Source organism: Pseudarthrobacter sp. NIBRBAC000502772 (assembly GCF_006517235.1).
Classification (GTDB): Bacteria; Actinomycetota; Actinomycetes; order Actinomycetales; family Micrococcaceae; genus Arthrobacter.
This window is the reverse complement of the sequence record NZ_CP041188.1, coordinates 4,422,374-4,437,115: the sequence shown is the minus strand read 5'-3', so window position 1 is coordinate 4,437,115 and position 14,742 is coordinate 4,422,374. Positions and strand designations below refer to the sequence as shown.

Annotated in this window: 16 protein-coding genes; 12 read left to right on the top strand and 4 right to left on the bottom strand. The window is 68.0% G+C overall.

Annotated elements, in window-relative coordinates; translation table 11 throughout:
• The first annotated feature begins 383 nt into the window (after positions 1 to 383).
• The 3 genes from NIBR502772_RS20550 to NIBR502772_RS20540 are packed head-to-tail and all read left to right on the top strand — an operon-like array spanning position 384 to position 3,195.
• Positions 384 to 1,688 carry a hypothetical protein gene (locus NIBR502772_RS20550; RefSeq protein ID WP_141141585.1) on the top strand — a complete coding sequence of 435 codons (1,305 nt, stop codon included), beginning with the start codon at positions 384 to 386 and terminating at the stop codon, positions 1,686 to 1,688.
• 8 nt (positions 1,689 to 1,696) lie between these two features.
• Complete coding sequence (gene nth / locus NIBR502772_RS20545) at positions 1,697 to 2,521, top strand: endonuclease III (protein ID WP_141141584.1); 825 nt, start codon at positions 1,697 to 1,699, stop codon at positions 2,519 to 2,521.
• Positions 2,518 to 3,195 carry a CoA pyrophosphatase gene (locus tag NIBR502772_RS20540; RefSeq protein WP_141141583.1) on the top strand — a complete coding sequence of 226 codons (678 nt, stop codon included), beginning with the start codon at positions 2,518 to 2,520 and terminating at the stop codon, positions 3,193 to 3,195. The genes nth and NIBR502772_RS20540 overlap by 4 nt, the downstream gene beginning before the upstream one ends.
• A gap of 68 nt (positions 3,196 to 3,263) precedes the next feature.
• Here NIBR502772_RS20540 and NIBR502772_RS23165 read toward each other — a convergent pair whose 3' ends face one another.
• Together NIBR502772_RS23165 and NIBR502772_RS20530 are read right to left on the bottom strand one after the other, a co-directional pair.
• Positions 3,264 to 3,383, bottom strand: coding sequence for a hypothetical protein (locus NIBR502772_RS23165; RefSeq protein ID WP_371706718.1), 120 nt, complete (start codon positions 3,381 to 3,383; stop codon positions 3,264 to 3,266).
• Positions 3,384 to 3,597: 214 nt separating this feature from the next.
• On the bottom strand, positions 3,598 to 5,310 hold the full coding sequence (locus NIBR502772_RS20530; protein ID WP_141141582.1) for a bifunctional 3'-5' exonuclease/DNA polymerase: 1,713 nt from the start codon (positions 5,308 to 5,310) through the stop codon (positions 3,598 to 3,600).
• Between the two features lie 96 nt (positions 5,311 to 5,406).
• On the opposite strand from NIBR502772_RS20530, the gene NIBR502772_RS20525 reads away from it, so the two are divergent.
• From NIBR502772_RS20525 to NIBR502772_RS20490, 8 genes are all read left to right on the top strand, one after another.
• Complete coding sequence (locus tag NIBR502772_RS20525) at positions 5,407 to 5,622, top strand: AsnC family protein (RefSeq protein ID WP_141141581.1); 216 nt, start codon at positions 5,407 to 5,409, stop codon at positions 5,620 to 5,622.
• Positions 5,623 to 5,738: 116 nt separating this feature from the next.
• A complete protein-coding gene (ssd, locus tag NIBR502772_RS20520; RefSeq protein ID WP_371706717.1) occupies positions 5,739 to 6,980 on the top strand; it encodes a septum site-determining protein Ssd in 1,242 nt (413 codons plus the stop codon).
• Complete coding sequence (locus NIBR502772_RS20515) at positions 6,977 to 8,230, top strand: TadA family conjugal transfer-associated ATPase (protein ID WP_141141580.1); 1,254 nt, start codon at positions 6,977 to 6,979, stop codon at positions 8,228 to 8,230. Before ssd ends, NIBR502772_RS20515 begins: the two co-directional genes overlap by 4 nt.
• Positions 8,227 to 9,108: a type II secretion system F family protein gene (locus tag NIBR502772_RS20510; RefSeq protein WP_141141579.1), complete on the top strand. Its 882-nt coding sequence runs from the start codon at positions 8,227 to 8,229 to the stop codon at positions 9,106 to 9,108. Before NIBR502772_RS20515 ends, NIBR502772_RS20510 begins: the two co-directional genes overlap by 4 nt.
• Positions 9,105 to 9,713 (top strand): type II secretion system F family protein, encoded by a 609-nt coding sequence (locus NIBR502772_RS20505; protein ID WP_141141578.1) that lies wholly within the window; start codon positions 9,105 to 9,107, stop codon positions 9,711 to 9,713. Before NIBR502772_RS20510 ends, NIBR502772_RS20505 begins: the two co-directional genes overlap by 4 nt.
• 173 nt (positions 9,714 to 9,886) lie before the next feature.
• The gene (locus NIBR502772_RS20500) at positions 9,887 to 10,249 is read left to right on the top strand and encodes a DUF4244 domain-containing protein (protein WP_141141577.1); all 363 of its coding nucleotides are present in this window, start codon (positions 9,887 to 9,889) and stop codon (positions 10,247 to 10,249) included.
• A gap of 89 nt (positions 10,250 to 10,338) precedes the next feature.
• The gene (locus NIBR502772_RS20495) at positions 10,339 to 10,788 is read left to right on the top strand and encodes a TadE family type IV pilus minor pilin (RefSeq protein WP_371706912.1); all 450 of its coding nucleotides are present in this window, start codon (positions 10,339 to 10,341) and stop codon (positions 10,786 to 10,788) included.
• Positions 10,785 to 11,144, top strand: a complete 360-nt coding sequence (locus NIBR502772_RS20490; protein ID WP_141141575.1) for an Rv3654c family TadE-like protein — start codon at positions 10,785 to 10,787, stop codon at positions 11,142 to 11,144. The genes NIBR502772_RS20495 and NIBR502772_RS20490 overlap by 4 nt, the downstream gene beginning before the upstream one ends.
• Here the strand turns inward: NIBR502772_RS20490 and NIBR502772_RS20485 are convergent.
• Both NIBR502772_RS20485 and NIBR502772_RS20480 read right to left on the bottom strand, forming a co-directional pair.
• The gene (locus NIBR502772_RS20485) at positions 11,117 to 13,546 is read right to left on the bottom strand and encodes a DEAD/DEAH box helicase (RefSeq protein WP_246848609.1); all 2,430 of its coding nucleotides are present in this window, start codon (positions 13,544 to 13,546) and stop codon (positions 11,117 to 11,119) included. The genes NIBR502772_RS20490 and NIBR502772_RS20485 overlap by 28 nt on opposite strands.
• A gap of 27 nt (positions 13,547 to 13,573) precedes the next feature.
• Positions 13,574 to 14,266, bottom strand: coding sequence for a GNAT family N-acetyltransferase (locus NIBR502772_RS20480; RefSeq protein ID WP_141141574.1), 693 nt, complete (start codon positions 14,264 to 14,266; stop codon positions 13,574 to 13,576).
• Between the two features lie 306 nt (positions 14,267 to 14,572).
• Between NIBR502772_RS20480 and NIBR502772_RS22545 the strand changes: the two genes are divergently transcribed.
• A complete protein-coding gene (locus tag NIBR502772_RS22545; protein ID WP_168223590.1) occupies positions 14,573 to 14,722 on the top strand; it encodes a hypothetical protein in 150 nt (49 codons plus the stop codon).
• The last annotated feature ends 20 nt before the right edge of the window (positions 14,723 to 14,742 follow it).

Below are 14,742 nucleotides of genomic sequence, written 5' to 3'. Positions count from 1 at the left end.
TCTTTTCAGCGGCTGTCGTCGCCCGGCCGTGCTCCGCCGCTTTGCGCGGCAGGGTAGCGGCCGATCACGGACATTCCGCAAAGAGCTGTTCCGGAATCAAGCCTAATACGCGCCGGGGCTGCGACGTGTCCGCTGTCACAATGGCCCCCGCGAACGGCGTTTATTTAGCGTTGAATGGTTAAAGGACCCTGCCCGCTGGCGTCCCGCCACTGCGGATCAGCTAGTGATCGGCCATGCGGTTGGCTAGGCTGAGATTGAATTGTGACTTTCTACGGAGCTGTCGGATCCGGTGTATCACTGCCGGGCCTGGCCGTTGCCGCCGTTTCGGACGGCACAGTTTTGGGACGGAACCGTCCCGGTGCCGCCACGCTAAGGAGTACAGAATGAACCAGCAAAGCTTCGGCCAGAAATTTGGCCGCGCAACCGAGGCCGGGCCTGGCAGCACCCCGGGAGGCGGCTCAGCGAAGGGCGTGCAGAAGCCTGCCGGCGCCAAGCCGGGCACCACCAACCAGGCCGTGCTGGGTCTGTTCACGCTGCGGGACCTGGCGGTTTTCGCCGCCACCCTCATTCTGCTGGTTGCCTCGCTGCTGCCCATCTTCTTCGGCCGGTTTAATCTCTGGAATGCAGGCAGCCTGTTCTTCCTGGGTCTCGGCATTGTGCTGCCGCTGATTGTCACGGCACTCTTTGCTGCCCGCCGGCTCGCTCCCGCCACGAAGGTCCGCATCGGTTCGCTGTCCGTTGACCAGTTTGGGTCTGTGGTGGCTTCCTTTGCACTGGCGTTCTTCTTCGTTTCCACGGCCGCGGCCTTCGTGCCCAGCCTGTTGGTGGGCCTGGTGGGTTCCGTCGTGCTGTTCGCGGGCACCGTGCTGAGCCGCTTCATTCCGTACTTCGCCGGCGACTTCCTGGGGCGGGACGAAACCCCGGCCCACGTGATGGCGCGCGACTCGGCTGTCCCGCTGCCCAAGCCGCACACGCCCAAGGAACCCAAGCCTGCGGCCACGCCCGTTCCGGAGGCTTCCGCGCCTGTTGCCCCATCTTCGGCGGCGGCAACTTCTGCGCGTGCCGCCGCGCCCGCCGCTTCGGCCGGAGCCTTCTCTGCCCCGGCTGCCCCGGCTGCCGCCGCTGCCGTCTCCTCCGCCCCCGAGGTGAGCGAGTGGTCCGCTGCCGGCGACCCGAGCCCCGCAACCCAGGCGGCCGACGTCGTGCCTTCCCCTTCAGCGACAGGCACGTCCGCGGTGCCCGCCGTTGCTGAGACTTCTGCGGGTGACGTCCCGACGGCGGCTGCGGCTGCCCCTGTACCGACCGCTACGGCGTCCGCCGCCGCTGCCCCTGAAGCGGCAACCCACGACGCCGGCACCGGAGTCTCTGCCGCGCCGCGCCAGTCTGCCGCGGAACCTGCGGCGACGGCCGTGCATCAGCAGGTGCGCCGCGTGGAGCCCATCGGCGCCACCGTGGATCCGGCATCCAGGCCGGAAGAATCGTACGAAGAGCCGGAGCATGAGGCGTTCTGGTTTGCCGTGGCACAGCACCGGACCGCGGTGGACCCCCAGACCGGCGCCCCCGCCTTTGTGATTGAACCGGGCGGCTGGGTGCTGGCCCTGGAAGACCGGGGCCACGAATTCCTGGTCCAGCACACCGACGGACGGGTGGGCGTGCTGCGCGACCTCAGCAACATCGAGCGCGGCTAGCCGGCCCCGTGGCCACGTCCCGTAGACCCGGATCCGGCCCGGCCACAACAGCCCCGGAGTCTTTGCTGGCGTTGAAGCGCCGGGCGCGGCGGATCAACAAGGCCCTGGCGGAGAAGTATCCCTATGCCCACGCGGAGCTGGATTTCCGAAACCCGTTTGAACTGGTCGTGGCCACCGTCCTGTCGGCCCAGACCACCGATGTGCTGGTCAACCAGGTCACTAAGATCCTGTTCGCACGGTACCCGGACGCCCGGGCCATGTCAGAGGCCGATCCCGCCGAACTGGAAGCGATCCTGCAGCCCACCGGCTTTTTCCGGGCCAAAACGAAGAGCGTGCTGGCCCTGAGCACCCGCCTGGTGGACGAGTACGACGGCGTGGTCCCCGGCCGTCTGGAAGACCTGGTGACGCTGCCGGGAGTGGGGCGTAAGACTGCCAACGTGGTGCTCGGCAATGCCTTCGGCGTCCCCGGGATCACTGTGGATACGCACTTCGGCCGGCTCGCCCGGCGCTTCGGCTGGACCACGTCCGAGGACCCGGTACAGGTCGAATTCGACGTCGCTGAACTGTTTGAGCCCAAGGACTGGACCATGCTCTCGCATCGGGTGGTGTTCCACGGGCGGCGGGTGTGCCACTCACGGAAGCCAGCCTGCGGCGCGTGTCCGGTAGCGAACTGGTGCCCCAGCTACGGGTTGGGCGAGACTGACCCCGTCAAAGCTGCCAAACTCCTTAAATACGAGTTGGCGCCCGGGAGCGAGAGCCTCCTGGAACGGTTGCTGGCCGAGACGCACCGCGCCGCTGAAATCCGGATGGAATCGCAGAGGCGGCTCCTGTGAGCGCACGCCAGGACCTGATCGACCTGGTGCGCAGATCGGACAGCGGCGACGTCACTGCGCCGAACACTGCCTGGGCGGCACTGACCGTGGATGAAACCATAGCCCGCAAGGCGGCAGTCCTGATGCTTTTCGGTGTGCTGGACGACGTTCCCGCGGCCTCCGGCAAGCCCCTGGCCGCGGCAGATCTTGATGTCCTGCTGCTGGAACGCGCGCACACCCTGGATTCCCACCCCGGCCAGGTCGCCTTTCCCGGCGGTTCCATCGACGAGGACGAAACCCCGGTTGCCGCAGCCCTGCGGGAAGCCGAGGAGGAAACCGGACTGGACTCCGCCGGTGTGGAGGTCCTGGGCGTGCTGCAGGAGCTTGGGCTGGCGCGCAGCAACTTCCTGGTGACGCCGGTGCTCGGATGGTGGGCGTCGCCGTCGCCGGTGCACGTTGTGGACTACGCCGAATCCGCCCAGGTTTTCCGGATCCCCGTCCGGGACCTGCTGGACCCCGCCAACCGGGTGACAGCCACGGTCAGCCGCGACGGCAGGACCTTCAGCAGCCCGGCCTTCGCGGTCAGCGGCGTGCTTGTCTGGGGCTTCACCGGGATCATTCTCGATGGACTCTTTGAGCAGCTGGGCTGGGCCGTGCCGTGGGACCGGACCCGGCTCCATGAGGTGGTCTTCTAGGTTCGGGGTAGCTCGCAGGGGCCGTGTGGCCCGGCGGGACTGAGCCCGCCGGGCGCGCGCACACCGCCTCAGCTGGTGAGCGGCTGCTGCCTAAGATCAACAACAATGCCGGTTGCTGCGTTTTCACGCAGGGCGTTGATGCCGTCCTTCAATGCACCAAGATGCTTGAAGTCGGGCGAAACCGCCACGGTGTTTCCGTTCGAGTCAGTGAGCCTGAGCCGATAGCACTCGTCACTTACACGATGTATTTCAAACCTGCCCGCCATATGCCGGACCTCCCCTGTTATGCCTCTTTGCATGATTAGCTGGACCGCCTGCTTCAGTCGCTGCTCCGATGTAACCATGGTCACAGAGCTTCGGCCAGCTACTCCCGGGTAGGTTTCTTCGGGCTAACCGAATTTGCTACTTTGCGTGGTCGTAGGAGTCCACCACGGCCACACTGACGGGGAATTCCACCGGAATGGGGCCGAACAGCAGTTCCTTCGCGGCGGCTGCAGCTTCCTCGATGGCCCGGATGCAGGCCTGGACGCCGGCCTCGGGGGCGTGGACCATCACCTCGTCATGCAGGAAGAACACCAGCTCCGCCTGAACGGAACCGTCGGCACGCAAGGCCCGCAGCCGCCGTCGTAATTCCGCCAGCCAGCACGCCGCCCAGTCAGCGGCGGATCCCTGCACCACAAAGTTGCGGGTGAAGCGGCCGCGGGAACGGGCAATGGATTCCGCGCGGCGCTGCTCCTCGGCAGTGGCCGACTGCTGGCTCCGGTACCAGCCTTCCGACGGGGGCGGGCTGCTCCGGCCAAGCCGGGTGGTCACGGTGCCGCCGGCCTCGCCGTCGCGCGCCGCCTGCTCCACGAAGCCGACGGCACGGGGGTAGGTCCGTGCCAGCTGCGGCATCAGGCGCCCCGATTCGCCCGTGGTGGCGCCATAGATGGCGCCCAGGAGAGCGACCTTCGCCTTGGCGCGATCGCCGCCGAACCCCTGGGCGGCAATGCCGGCGTACAGGTCCTTGTCGCGCGCTGCTTCCGCCATTTTGGAGTCCTGCGCCAGCGCCACCAGCACGCGGGGTTCCAGCTGGGAGGCGTCCGCGACGATGAGCTTGTAGCCGGGATCCGCATGGACGGCGCCGCGGATCTGCCGCGGGATCTGCAGGGCCCCGCCGCCCCGCGAGGCCCAGCGGCCGGACACCACACCGCCCACGACATACTCGGGCTGGAAGCGGCCCTTGGCTACCCATGCGTCCAGCCAGGCCCAGCCGTTGGCGGTGTGCAGGCGGGACAGTTTCTTGTAAGCGAGGAGCGGTTCGATGGCGGGGTGGCTGGACTCCATCAGCTCCCACTGCCGCGTGCTTTTCACCTCGATGCCGTTGCGGTGCAGGGCGCGCATCAGTTCCTGCGGCGAGTCCGGGTTCAGTCCGGGCGAGTTGAGCAGCCCCCGCAGTTCGGTGTTCAGGGCCTCCAGCTTCGCGGGGCGGTGACCGGACGGCGGGCGCGGCCCGAGGTGGCCGGCCAGGATCTGCTCGTGCAGGTCCTCGCGCCAAGGGACGCCGGTGTGCTGCATCTCCGCGGCGATCATGGCGCCGGCGGACTCGGCGGCCAGCAGCAGCTGGAGCCGTTTCCGCTTGTTTTCTTCCGGTGCAGCATCGGCCAGGGCAGCCTGCTGGGCGGCGTATTCGGCGCGGAGCTCCGCCAGGCCTTGCCGTGGGGCGCGGTGGCGGACATCGTCAAAGAGGGCGCCCTGATCCGCCGGCGGGGGCGGCGGCTGGAGGGCGCGGGGCGGCTCCTGGGGATCGTCCAACGACTCCGTGTCGGCGTTCCGCGCATACTCCGTGTGGGCGGTGAACTGCGAATACGCCAGGATATTGCCGCACAAGCCGAGGTCATAGCAGCGCTCCAGTTCCACGCCGGCCGCCAGCAGGGCGGGGTACCAGTCCTGGGTCCGGTTCCAGATCCAGCGGGGCGGCGCCTCGCGGGGCCGGTTTTCCAGCTTGCGTACGACGCCGGCCAGCTCGCTTGCGCTGATCAGGCGCGGTTCGGGGCGGTCTGGGTGCGGGTCGCCGGCCTGGGTGAGCTGCTGGAGGGCTGCGCCGTGGGCGTGGGCGGCGAGCAGCAGATACATAGGTCCAATTCTGCCCTGTGGCGGGGACATTCAAGCCCCAATCCCATGCCGTCAACATGTGTTGACGACCCTCCACTCGTCAACTAAAGTTGACAAATGGAGGTAGAGCGGATGAAAACGCTGGTCGCATCAATGGACGGGAAAGGTCCCGCTGAAGCGCTGTACGCGGTGGCGGAACTGCAGAAGGAGGTCGGCCGCGCCGAAGCGGCCCTGGTTCGCAAGGCGAGGCAGGCCGGTCTGTCTTGGGAGGCCATTGCCCTGTGCCTTGGGGTCAGCAAGCAGGCCGTCCACCGCAAATACGGGAAGCAGTAACCGGTCCGGCCGTTCGGCTCGTCTTTCTGTCCGGCCCATCGGCCGTTCTGGGGAGTTGTCCACATACGGTGGAATGCCCCTGTTTCTCGCCCTTGAGTCCGGTGGAGAGTTGCTGCATGAGCAGGCACCAGCTATCGCCACCCCCTTCCGATCGGCCTTCCACGCAGTTGTCCCGCGCGCGGCCCTTCTCTTCGCAGGGATCTGACTCCGGCGGTTCCCAGACCGGTGATTCCAGGTCCGGTGGATCCACGTCCCGTGCGCCTGCCTCGGCACAGGCTGCGGGAGCCTGGCTGCCGGACCCCGCTGGTGCCGAGGTTCTCCTGGTCACCGGCTACGACTTTCTGCGTGGCGAAGTGGAACGGATTGTGGCTGCCGCCGGCGGCCAGTTGCGGGTGGTGGCGGACGTGGCTGATGCCGCCAAGTACTGGGACGCCGCGGCCGCAGTGTTGGTGGGGAGCGATGTCCGCGAGCTGCCGCCGCGGCGGCGGGCCCCTGCCGTGTTGGTGGGCCTGAACGGGGAGGGGGACAGTCTCTGGCACCTGGCCACAGCCCTCGGAGCGGAGCGGGTGGCGGTGCTTCCGGATGCCGCGGCCTGGCTGGCAGAGTACCTGAGCCGGTCGCGGTCACCCGAAGCGGGAGGGCTCGTCCTCGGGATAACAGGGGGCTGCGGCGGTGCCGGTGCCACCACCGCGGCAATCTGGATCGCCCAGGCGGCTGCCGGGCTGGGTGTGCGCGTGTTGCTGGTTGATGGTGACCCGTGGGGCGGTGGCCTGGAACTGGCACTGGCGGCTGAGGAGACGCCGGGGCTGCGCTGGCCTGACCTGTCCGACGCGAGCGGAAGCATCGATCCCGAGCAGCTGGCCGACTCACTGCCGGTAGCCGGCGGGTTTTCCTTCCTGTCCTGGCCTGGCAGCCGCGACCGCCAGGCACCGGTGGATGCCGCCACCGCAGGTGGCGTACTGGATGCGGCCCGGCGGGGCTATGAACTGGTGGTGGTGGACATCGGCCGGGGCGCCGAACCCGTGCGCATGTTTGCCTGGGACTGCGACCGCATCCTCGTGGTTGTGCCGGCGCAGCTGAAGGCCGCAGTGGCCACGGCCCGGCTGCTGCATGAACTCCCGCCGGTCGAGGCGGCCCTCCTGGTCCGGGGCAAGGCCGGGGCCGCGCTGGACGCCGGACTGATTGCGGACGCCGTCGGGCTGCCGGTCCAGGGCCGGGTTCCGGAGCTGCGCGGTGTTACGGCTGCCGGGGAAAACGGCAGGCTCCTTGACGTGGGCAAGCGACGGAGTGTCAGGCATTTCGCCGCCTCAGTGCTCGATCTGCTGGACGGCGACCTCCCTGTCGGAGACCTGCCGTGAGCGCGCAGCGGCCAGTCCCGCCGCCGTCGCCCCAGGACCAGCGGACGGGGGCACGCCGTCGGCAGGCCCGCGTCCTGGATCCGGGCTTTTTGGATTCGGCGCTGTTGGAAACCGTCCGTGAGTCAGTCATGGCCGACGCCGGACCTGTCACCCCGTCCCGGGTTGCCGCCGCCGTCCAGGCCACCGGCCGGCTGCTGGGGACTGCCGGCTCCCTTGCCGCCGTGGAAAGGATCAGCGCCGAGCTGAACGGACTCGGCCCGCTCCAGGAACTGACGCGGGATGTCCACGTCACCGACATCTTCGTCAACGCCCCGGACTCGGTCTGGATCGACCGGGGTCAGGGCCTCGAACCGGCAGGGGTTTCGTTTTCCGGCGAGGCACAGGTGCGGGCTCTGGCATCGCGGCTGGTGGCCGCCGGCGGCAGGCGGCTGGACGACGGGTCCCCGTGCGTTGACGTCAGGCTTGAGGGCGGATACCGCGTCCACGCAGTCCTGCCGCCCATTTCGACAGCCGGCACCTTGCTGAGCGTCCGGATCCGGAGGGAGAAGGTCTTCACCATGGACGAACTCCGTGCCGGCGGCATGTTCGGCAGCGTGGTCCAGGAGGTCCTTGAACGGGTTGTTGAGCAGCGGCTGAGTTTCCTGATCAGCGGGGCCACGGGTTCCGGAAAGACGACGTTGCTGTCCACCCTGCTGGGACTGTGCTCCCCGGCAGAGCGGCTGGTCCTGATTGAGGACGCGTCCGAACTGAACCCCGTCCATCCGCACATTGTGTCGCTGGAGTCCCGTCACGGAAACCTCGAAGGCGGCGGCGAAGTGGATCTCGGCGAGCTGGTCCGGCAGGCACTGCGGATGCGGCCGGACCGGCTGGTGGTGGGGGAATGCCGTGGGGCCGAGGTGCGGGAACTCCTGACCGCCATGAACACAGGCCACACTGGCGGGGGAGGGACCATCCATGCGAACGCGGCCACCGCTGTCCCGGCCCGCCTGACAGCTTTGGGAGCTCTGGCAGGCATGGGCCAGGACGCGGTCCGGCTGCAGGCAGCCAGCGCCTTGGATGTTGTGGTCCACGTGGAGCGGTCCGGCCATGGGCGGCATGTTGCCTGCGTGGGCGTGGTGCAGGACGGTCCCGGCGGTCTAACCGTGGTTCCGGCGTTGGAGGCCGGACGCGGCCAGGTCGGCACCGGTCCAGCCTGGGAGGCGATGAGCAAGCGGCTGGGACTGTCCCTCCAGGCGGGTGCCGCCGTATGACAGTTCTGCTGGCCGTGGTTCTCGTGCTGGCGGTCGTGCTGCTCTTCAGCCCGCCCGGCGGTGCCACAGGCCGTTTCCGTCGGGCCGTGGGGAGTGCAGGACCAGGCTTCGCCTCTCGGGTTCACGGCGGGGCCGGTGGCACCAGGACGGGCGGTTCGTGGCGCAAGTTGCTCCGTGCCGGACCGGAACGGAATGACCTGCCACTGACCCTTGTGGTGCAGCAGCTTGCTGCGCTGCTGAAGGGCGGACGCACTCCGGCACGGCTATGGGATGAACTGTGGCTGGTCCACGGTGGCCGTCGGGAGCCAGATTCCGCACCTACGGGCGCAGGTTCACGCGCATCGCAGGACCTTGGCGGAAGGGCGGAACCAATCCGCGGGTCAGCGGCCGGGCGCAGCGGTCCGAGCCTCAGCACAGGCTCCCTGGTGATGCTTGGCGCCGTCCGGGCAGCAGCGTTCCGGGGCGCTCCCGTGTCTGAGGCGATCCGGAAGGCCGCGCTTGCGGAGCATTCGCGCGCCGACGGCAGGGAGTTACGGATCTGGTGCGAGCTTGCCGCCTGCTTTGACATTGCCGAAGCCAGCGGCTGTCCTCTGGCTGATGTCCTGGTGCGCTTTGCGGCACAGCTGGAGGTGGAAGACGACGCCGAGGCCGCGCGGCAGACAGCCCTCGCCGGGCCCAAGGCCACGGTCGGTCTCCTGACGTGGCTCCCGCTGATGGGACTGGGCCTGGGAATAGCGCTGGGGGTGGATCCCCTGGCCATCCTGATCGGGACCCCGCTGGGACTGGCGGCCCTCGCCGCGGGTGTGGGCCTCACCATCGCCGGAAGAATCTGGTCCGCCCGCCTGGTCGGTGCTGCCGCCGGGGCCGGTGTGCCATGACGGACATCCTTGTGCCGGGGCTTGCCTTGGCCGTTGTTCTGGCTGCTGCCGCCTGCCTTGCCCTTTCGCAGCCAAGCCGGGTCCGAAAGCGACTGCGCAGACTGCGAGGGGACGCGGGCGCCGGGCCGCATGGGGCCGATGAAGCACTCACTCAAGGCGGCCGCCTTCACGGATTGCGTGACACGGCCATGATGCTTGAGCTCGTGGCCGCGATGCTGGACGCGGGGTCTGGCATCGGCCGGTCCCTGGAACTCGTCGCAGCCTCGGCCTCCGCGGACTACGGCAAGGCGCTGCGTCCGGTGGTGTCTGCGCTCGCCATCGGAGCCGACTGGGAGACAGCCTGGCGCAGTTCCGAAGTCCGTCTTCCTGAAATCCTGGAATTGCGTGACGCACTGGGATTCGCCGCCCTGACCGGAGCGCCGTCGTCGGCCATCCTTTACGCACAGGCCGCAAGGTTGCGCCGGGAAAGATTCCGCGCTGCGGAGAAACGGGCGGCCTCGCTCGGCGTGAAGCTGGTCATTCCGCTGGGTCTGTGCTCGCTCCCGGCCTTCATCTGCCTGGGCGTAGTCCCGGTCCTGCTGGCACTGGTGCCGTCCGGGTCCTGACCGCGGGATTTGAGCCAGGGTCCATTCCTCCACACGCCGTCCCGTCCTCCACAATCCGCTCCAAGCGGCGCTTATCCACTTACGGGATGTTTGCACTTACCGAGATCTGCGGAGCCGGGAAGAGTCGAAATCAGCCGGCAACTCGGCCGGAGCACAGAAGGGAAACCGTCACCATGACCATCATCCAAAACCGCCTTTCCGCCGCACCTGCGACGGAGCTCAGCACGGGAGTTGCGGGGACCCCCGCATGGGACCCCGTAGTACTTGCCAATGCAGGACTGGGCGCGTGTACCTGCCAACGGGAGGAGGACCCGGAGCCCGCTGGCAACGTCGTGGAGCTTTACCCCGGTGCCAGCGAGGCGAAAAAGCTCCGGCCCCGGCTCACAGCTTCAGAGGCCGGAATGGCGACGGCCGAATACGCCATCGCCACCCTTGCCGCGGTTGGCTTCGCCGGCCTTCTCGTCTTCATTCTCCGCAGCGACGAAGTGCGCGGATTCCTGCTGAACCTCATCCGCACGGCGCTGGCCTTGCCATGAGTCTGCCGCCGGCAGCGCTGCCACGGGCTGATGGCCGGAGCAGCTGCTGTGGCCGCTTCCGGAACCAGGGCGCGGAAAGTCGCGTGGCGCTGGGACCGGCGGCCGCGTTCCGTCGCCGGTTCCGTCGCTGGCGCCGTGGGCCGGGGAATGCCCACGGCGCCGTGACGGCGGAGTTCGCGGTAGCGCTGCCGGCAGTACTGTTGCTCCTCGCACTGCTCCTGGCAGGAGCCTCCGCAGGCGTCACGCAGCTCAGGCTCGAGGAGGCGGCGCGGGCCGGCGCCAGGGCGCTGGCCCGTGGCGAGGACCCGGCTTCAGTACAGGGGATCGTCAGGACCTTGGCGGGGACGTCGGCAACGGCGTCCGTTGCCGCCGAGGGCGAGTGGCTCAGCGTTACGGTGGCCGACGGTGTGGGCGGGCCGCTGGGGGCAACTGTGCCCTGGACCCTCACAGCCAAGGCCACCACTCGGAGCGAAACGCCGGCTGCCGCGGCCAATCCGGGGTTGGAGCCGGTCGGAGCCGCGGAGGAGGCGCCGTTGTGAACAGGCAATTCCGGGACAACCCGGAGCGCGGTTCCGGAACAGTGCTGGCTGCGGGACTGGCGCTGGTCGTCATCATGGCGATGGCCCTGATGCTGCTGTTCGCACAGTCCGCAGTGATGGCCAGCAGGGCAGCGGCAGCGGCGGACCTCGCTGCCCTTGCCGCGGCCGATGCCCTGCGCGGGATCACGTCCGGAGACCCCTGCACGGTGGCCGCCGAGGTAGCAGCCCGCCATGAGGCGGCACTCGTCAGCTGTACGGAAGGGGCCGGTCAGACCGTCATGGTCCGAACGGAGCTGAATGCACGCATACTGGTTGGCGCCGCCACCGGTCAGGCGCGGGCCGGACCGCCGCCCTGAGCGGCTGTGGTGCTGAACGGCTCCGTGCTCGCCAGGAATTCCGCACTGCGGAGAGGCATTTCGCGCGCGTCTTTGAGGAGGACGTCGATGAGCGTGACGGCGGCAGCCTTGTCCAGCGGATTGTTCTTGTTCCCACATTTGGGGGACTGGACGCAGGACGGGCAGCCCGACTCGCATTCACACGCCTTGATGGCGTCGCGCGTCGCCGAGAGCCACACCTTTGCCTTGTCGAAGCCGCGTTCGGCAAAGCCGGCACCGCCGGGATGCCCGTCGTACACAAAGATGGTGGGCACGCCGGTGTCGGCGTGGATTGCGGTGGATACTCCGCCGATGTCCCAGCGGTCGCTGGAGGCCACGAGCGGCAGCAGGCCGATCGCTGCGTGTTCGGCGGCGTGCAGGGCCCCCGGGAACTGCGCCTCGATGAGCCCGGCGCCTGTCAGCGAACGGTTCTCCACCACAAACCAGACGGCCTTGGTGAAGAGGTCCCGGGCGCCCAGCTCCAGCGGCTCCTCGCCGAGGATTTCGTTTGAAATCAAGGCCTTGCGCTGAAAGGAAACCACCTGCGTTGTCACTTTCACATCGCCGAAGTGGACGGCGATATCGCCCCAGCGCTCAGTCCGGAGTGTTTCGAGCACTTCGATCTGGGTCACGTCCCGGGCCGTTGTGTAGTAGTCAGGGTTGGCGCGCCGGACCACCACACAGTGCTCGTCTTCGTTCAGGTCCTCCACCACATAGCTGTCGCCCTGGTGCACATAGATGGCACCCGTGTGCGCCTGGTAGTGCGTCTGGGGCGAATCCATGGTCCCGAGGAGGGAGCCGGTGTCGGCGTCAACGATGCTCACCGGTCCGCCGCCGTCGGCACGAAGGTTCACCATGGCCGCAGCGCTCTGGGAGTGCGTCCAGAACCAGCCCGCCGGCCGGCGCCGCAGATACCCTTGCGCTACCAGCCGGCCCAGCAGCTTCTCTGCTGTGCTGCCGAAAAGGCCCAGTTCGGCCACGCCCAGCGGAAGCTCCGCGGCGGCAGCGCAGAGATGGGGCCCCAGCACATAGGGATTGGACGGATCAAAGACGGTGGCCTCCACCGACACGTCGAAAATCGCCTCGGGATGGTTCACCAGGTAGGTGTCGAGCGGATCATCGCTGGCCACAAACGCGGCAATCGCATCCTGGCCCGCGCGCCCGGCCCGGCCGATCTGCTGGAACAGCGACGCCCTGGTGCCTGGCCAGCCCGCCACCAGGACGGCATCCAGCCCGGAAATGTCGATCCCCAGTTCAAGGGCGGATGTGCTGGAGACACCCAGCAGGTCGCCGGATCGGAGGGCCTTTTCCAGGGCCCGGCGTTCTTCCGGAAGGTACCCGGAACGGTAGGCGGCCACGCGTTGGGGAAGACTGGGATCCACGTCGTCCAGAAGGCGCTTGGTGATCGAAGCGATTGTCTCCGCACCGCGGCGGGACTTGATGAAGGCGATGGTCCGGATGCGGGACGAAACCAGGTTCGCCAGCAGATCGGCCGTTTCAGCAACGGCGGTGCGGCGTTCCCTGGCGCCGTTCTCGCCCTTGCGGTCGGTCAGGGCAGGCTCCCAGAAAGCCACCGTAGTGGAACCGTGCGGCGAGCAGTCCTCGGCAACGGCCCGGACCGGCGCCCCGATCAGGCGGCCGAACGATGTGCCTGGCTCAGAAGCCGTGGCCGAAGCGGCGATGAACACCGGCCCTGGATGGGTTGTCCCGGCACCGTAGTACGCGCAGATGCGGCGCAGCCGGCGCATCAGGTTGGCCACGTGCGAGCCGAACACCCCGCGGTAGCTGTGGGCCTCATCCACGATCACGTACCGCAGCCGCCGGAAGAAGCTGGCCCACCAGGCGTGATTGGGGAGGATGCCGAAGTGGAGCATGTCCGGATTCGCCAGGATGAAGTTGGCGTGGTCCCGGATCCACCGGCGGGACGCGGGGTCGGTATCGCCGTCGTACGTCTCGGCCCGTACGGTGGGCAGTTTCAGGGAACGGATGGCTGCGAGCTGGTCGGCAGCGAGTGCCTTCGTGGGGGAGAGATAGAGCGTCACGGCGCCGTCGTCGTGGATTTTTCCCGGTTCGGACAGGACGCGCAGTTCGGAGCGGTGGATGGCGTCAAGTGCCGGCAGTTGGTAGGCCAGGGACTTACCGGAGGCGGTGCCGGTGGCGATCACCACGTGCTCGCCGCCGTGGGCCAGGTTGGCGGCCTGGATCTGATGCCGGTACGGCTCGTGGATGCCCAGGGAGCCGTAAGCGGCCACGAGATCCGGGTGTGCCCACGCCGGCCACGGTTCGTGGACTGCCTGACGGGCTGGGATGGTGCGGACATGACGCAGCTGCTCCGGGTCCGGGCCTCGGCCCAGCAATGGAATCAGCGAGTCATGGGGGTTCACCCCAACATTCTTTCACCCGGGGAAAAATCACCCCACGGAAAGGTCAGCACCCTCATCGGAGGTGGACAGCAAAAGCACGCGGCAAACAGTGGACCATCCCAGGTGGGAGTACAGCTTCTGGCCGTCGATGGAGGCCAGCAGCAGGCCGTTCTCCACGTCCGGTCCGATGGCCTGCGCCGCAAGGGCCTTCATGATGAAGCTGCCCAGGCCGCGGCGCTGGAACGCGGGTTGGACCACAATCTTGTCGAACACTGCGGTCTCGCCCACCACAAAGACCCTGCCGCTCGCCGCCACCGTGTCACCCGATCGGACCACCGCGTGGTGGACGCCGTCAAGTTCGGAGGTGACCAGGTTCAGGTCGTCGTCGGAGAGCCACGGATCCTCCGTATCCTGCGTGGCCATGTCCACAATCATCATGGCCTGCGATGCGGACGTGACGTTCAGCCCGTGTTTTTGGGCCAGCGCCGTGAAACGGGCAACGTCGTTGGTGAGGATAGTCAGGACCCTCGGCGGTGCCTCGGCAGTCTTCGCAGCCAGGGCCGCGAACTCGTCAGCGGAGGGGTCGTGGGCGAAGTATTCCCAATCCCCGGTGGTGTCAGCCCGCAGTGCGGCGGGGAATCGGCCCTCAACTGTTGTCTGGTAACCGCGGCAGCCGGCCCAGCCAGCTACCCAGACTTCAAGAAGGCGTGTGATGTCTTCAACCAAGGCGTCCGGACTCATGTCATGAGAGTATTCCAGCCCCGACACAAGCAACAGGGGTAGGGTGCCCCCGATGTGACTTGCTTATGCAATCGTGACAGGACAAGACTGACGGCATGCCCGCCGCCAAGGCACCGTCCAAGATCACCTTCCGCGGTCCCTTCTGGTTTGTGTCGCCTTAATGGTGGCCATGGTGGGCGGCGCCAGGTATTGGGAGACGGCCACGGGCGTGGCTTACTGGGTCTGGCTTGCCGGCGGGCTCGTCCCGCTGGCGGCCGGCGCACTGATCTACCGGAAGTCGAAGCGCCCGCTGGACTTTCTGGGATCATGCCCTCAACAATGGCGCTGATGCTTTCGCGGCCACCGGACGCCGTGACGGCCACCGCGGTGCCGTTCGCCGTCGTCGTCCTGGGCTACCGGGCGGCTGAAACCGCCCTGAACAGGCGCGACGCCGCCATCGCAGCGGGCCAACCTTAGCCCCGGCCACCGGGCGGGCC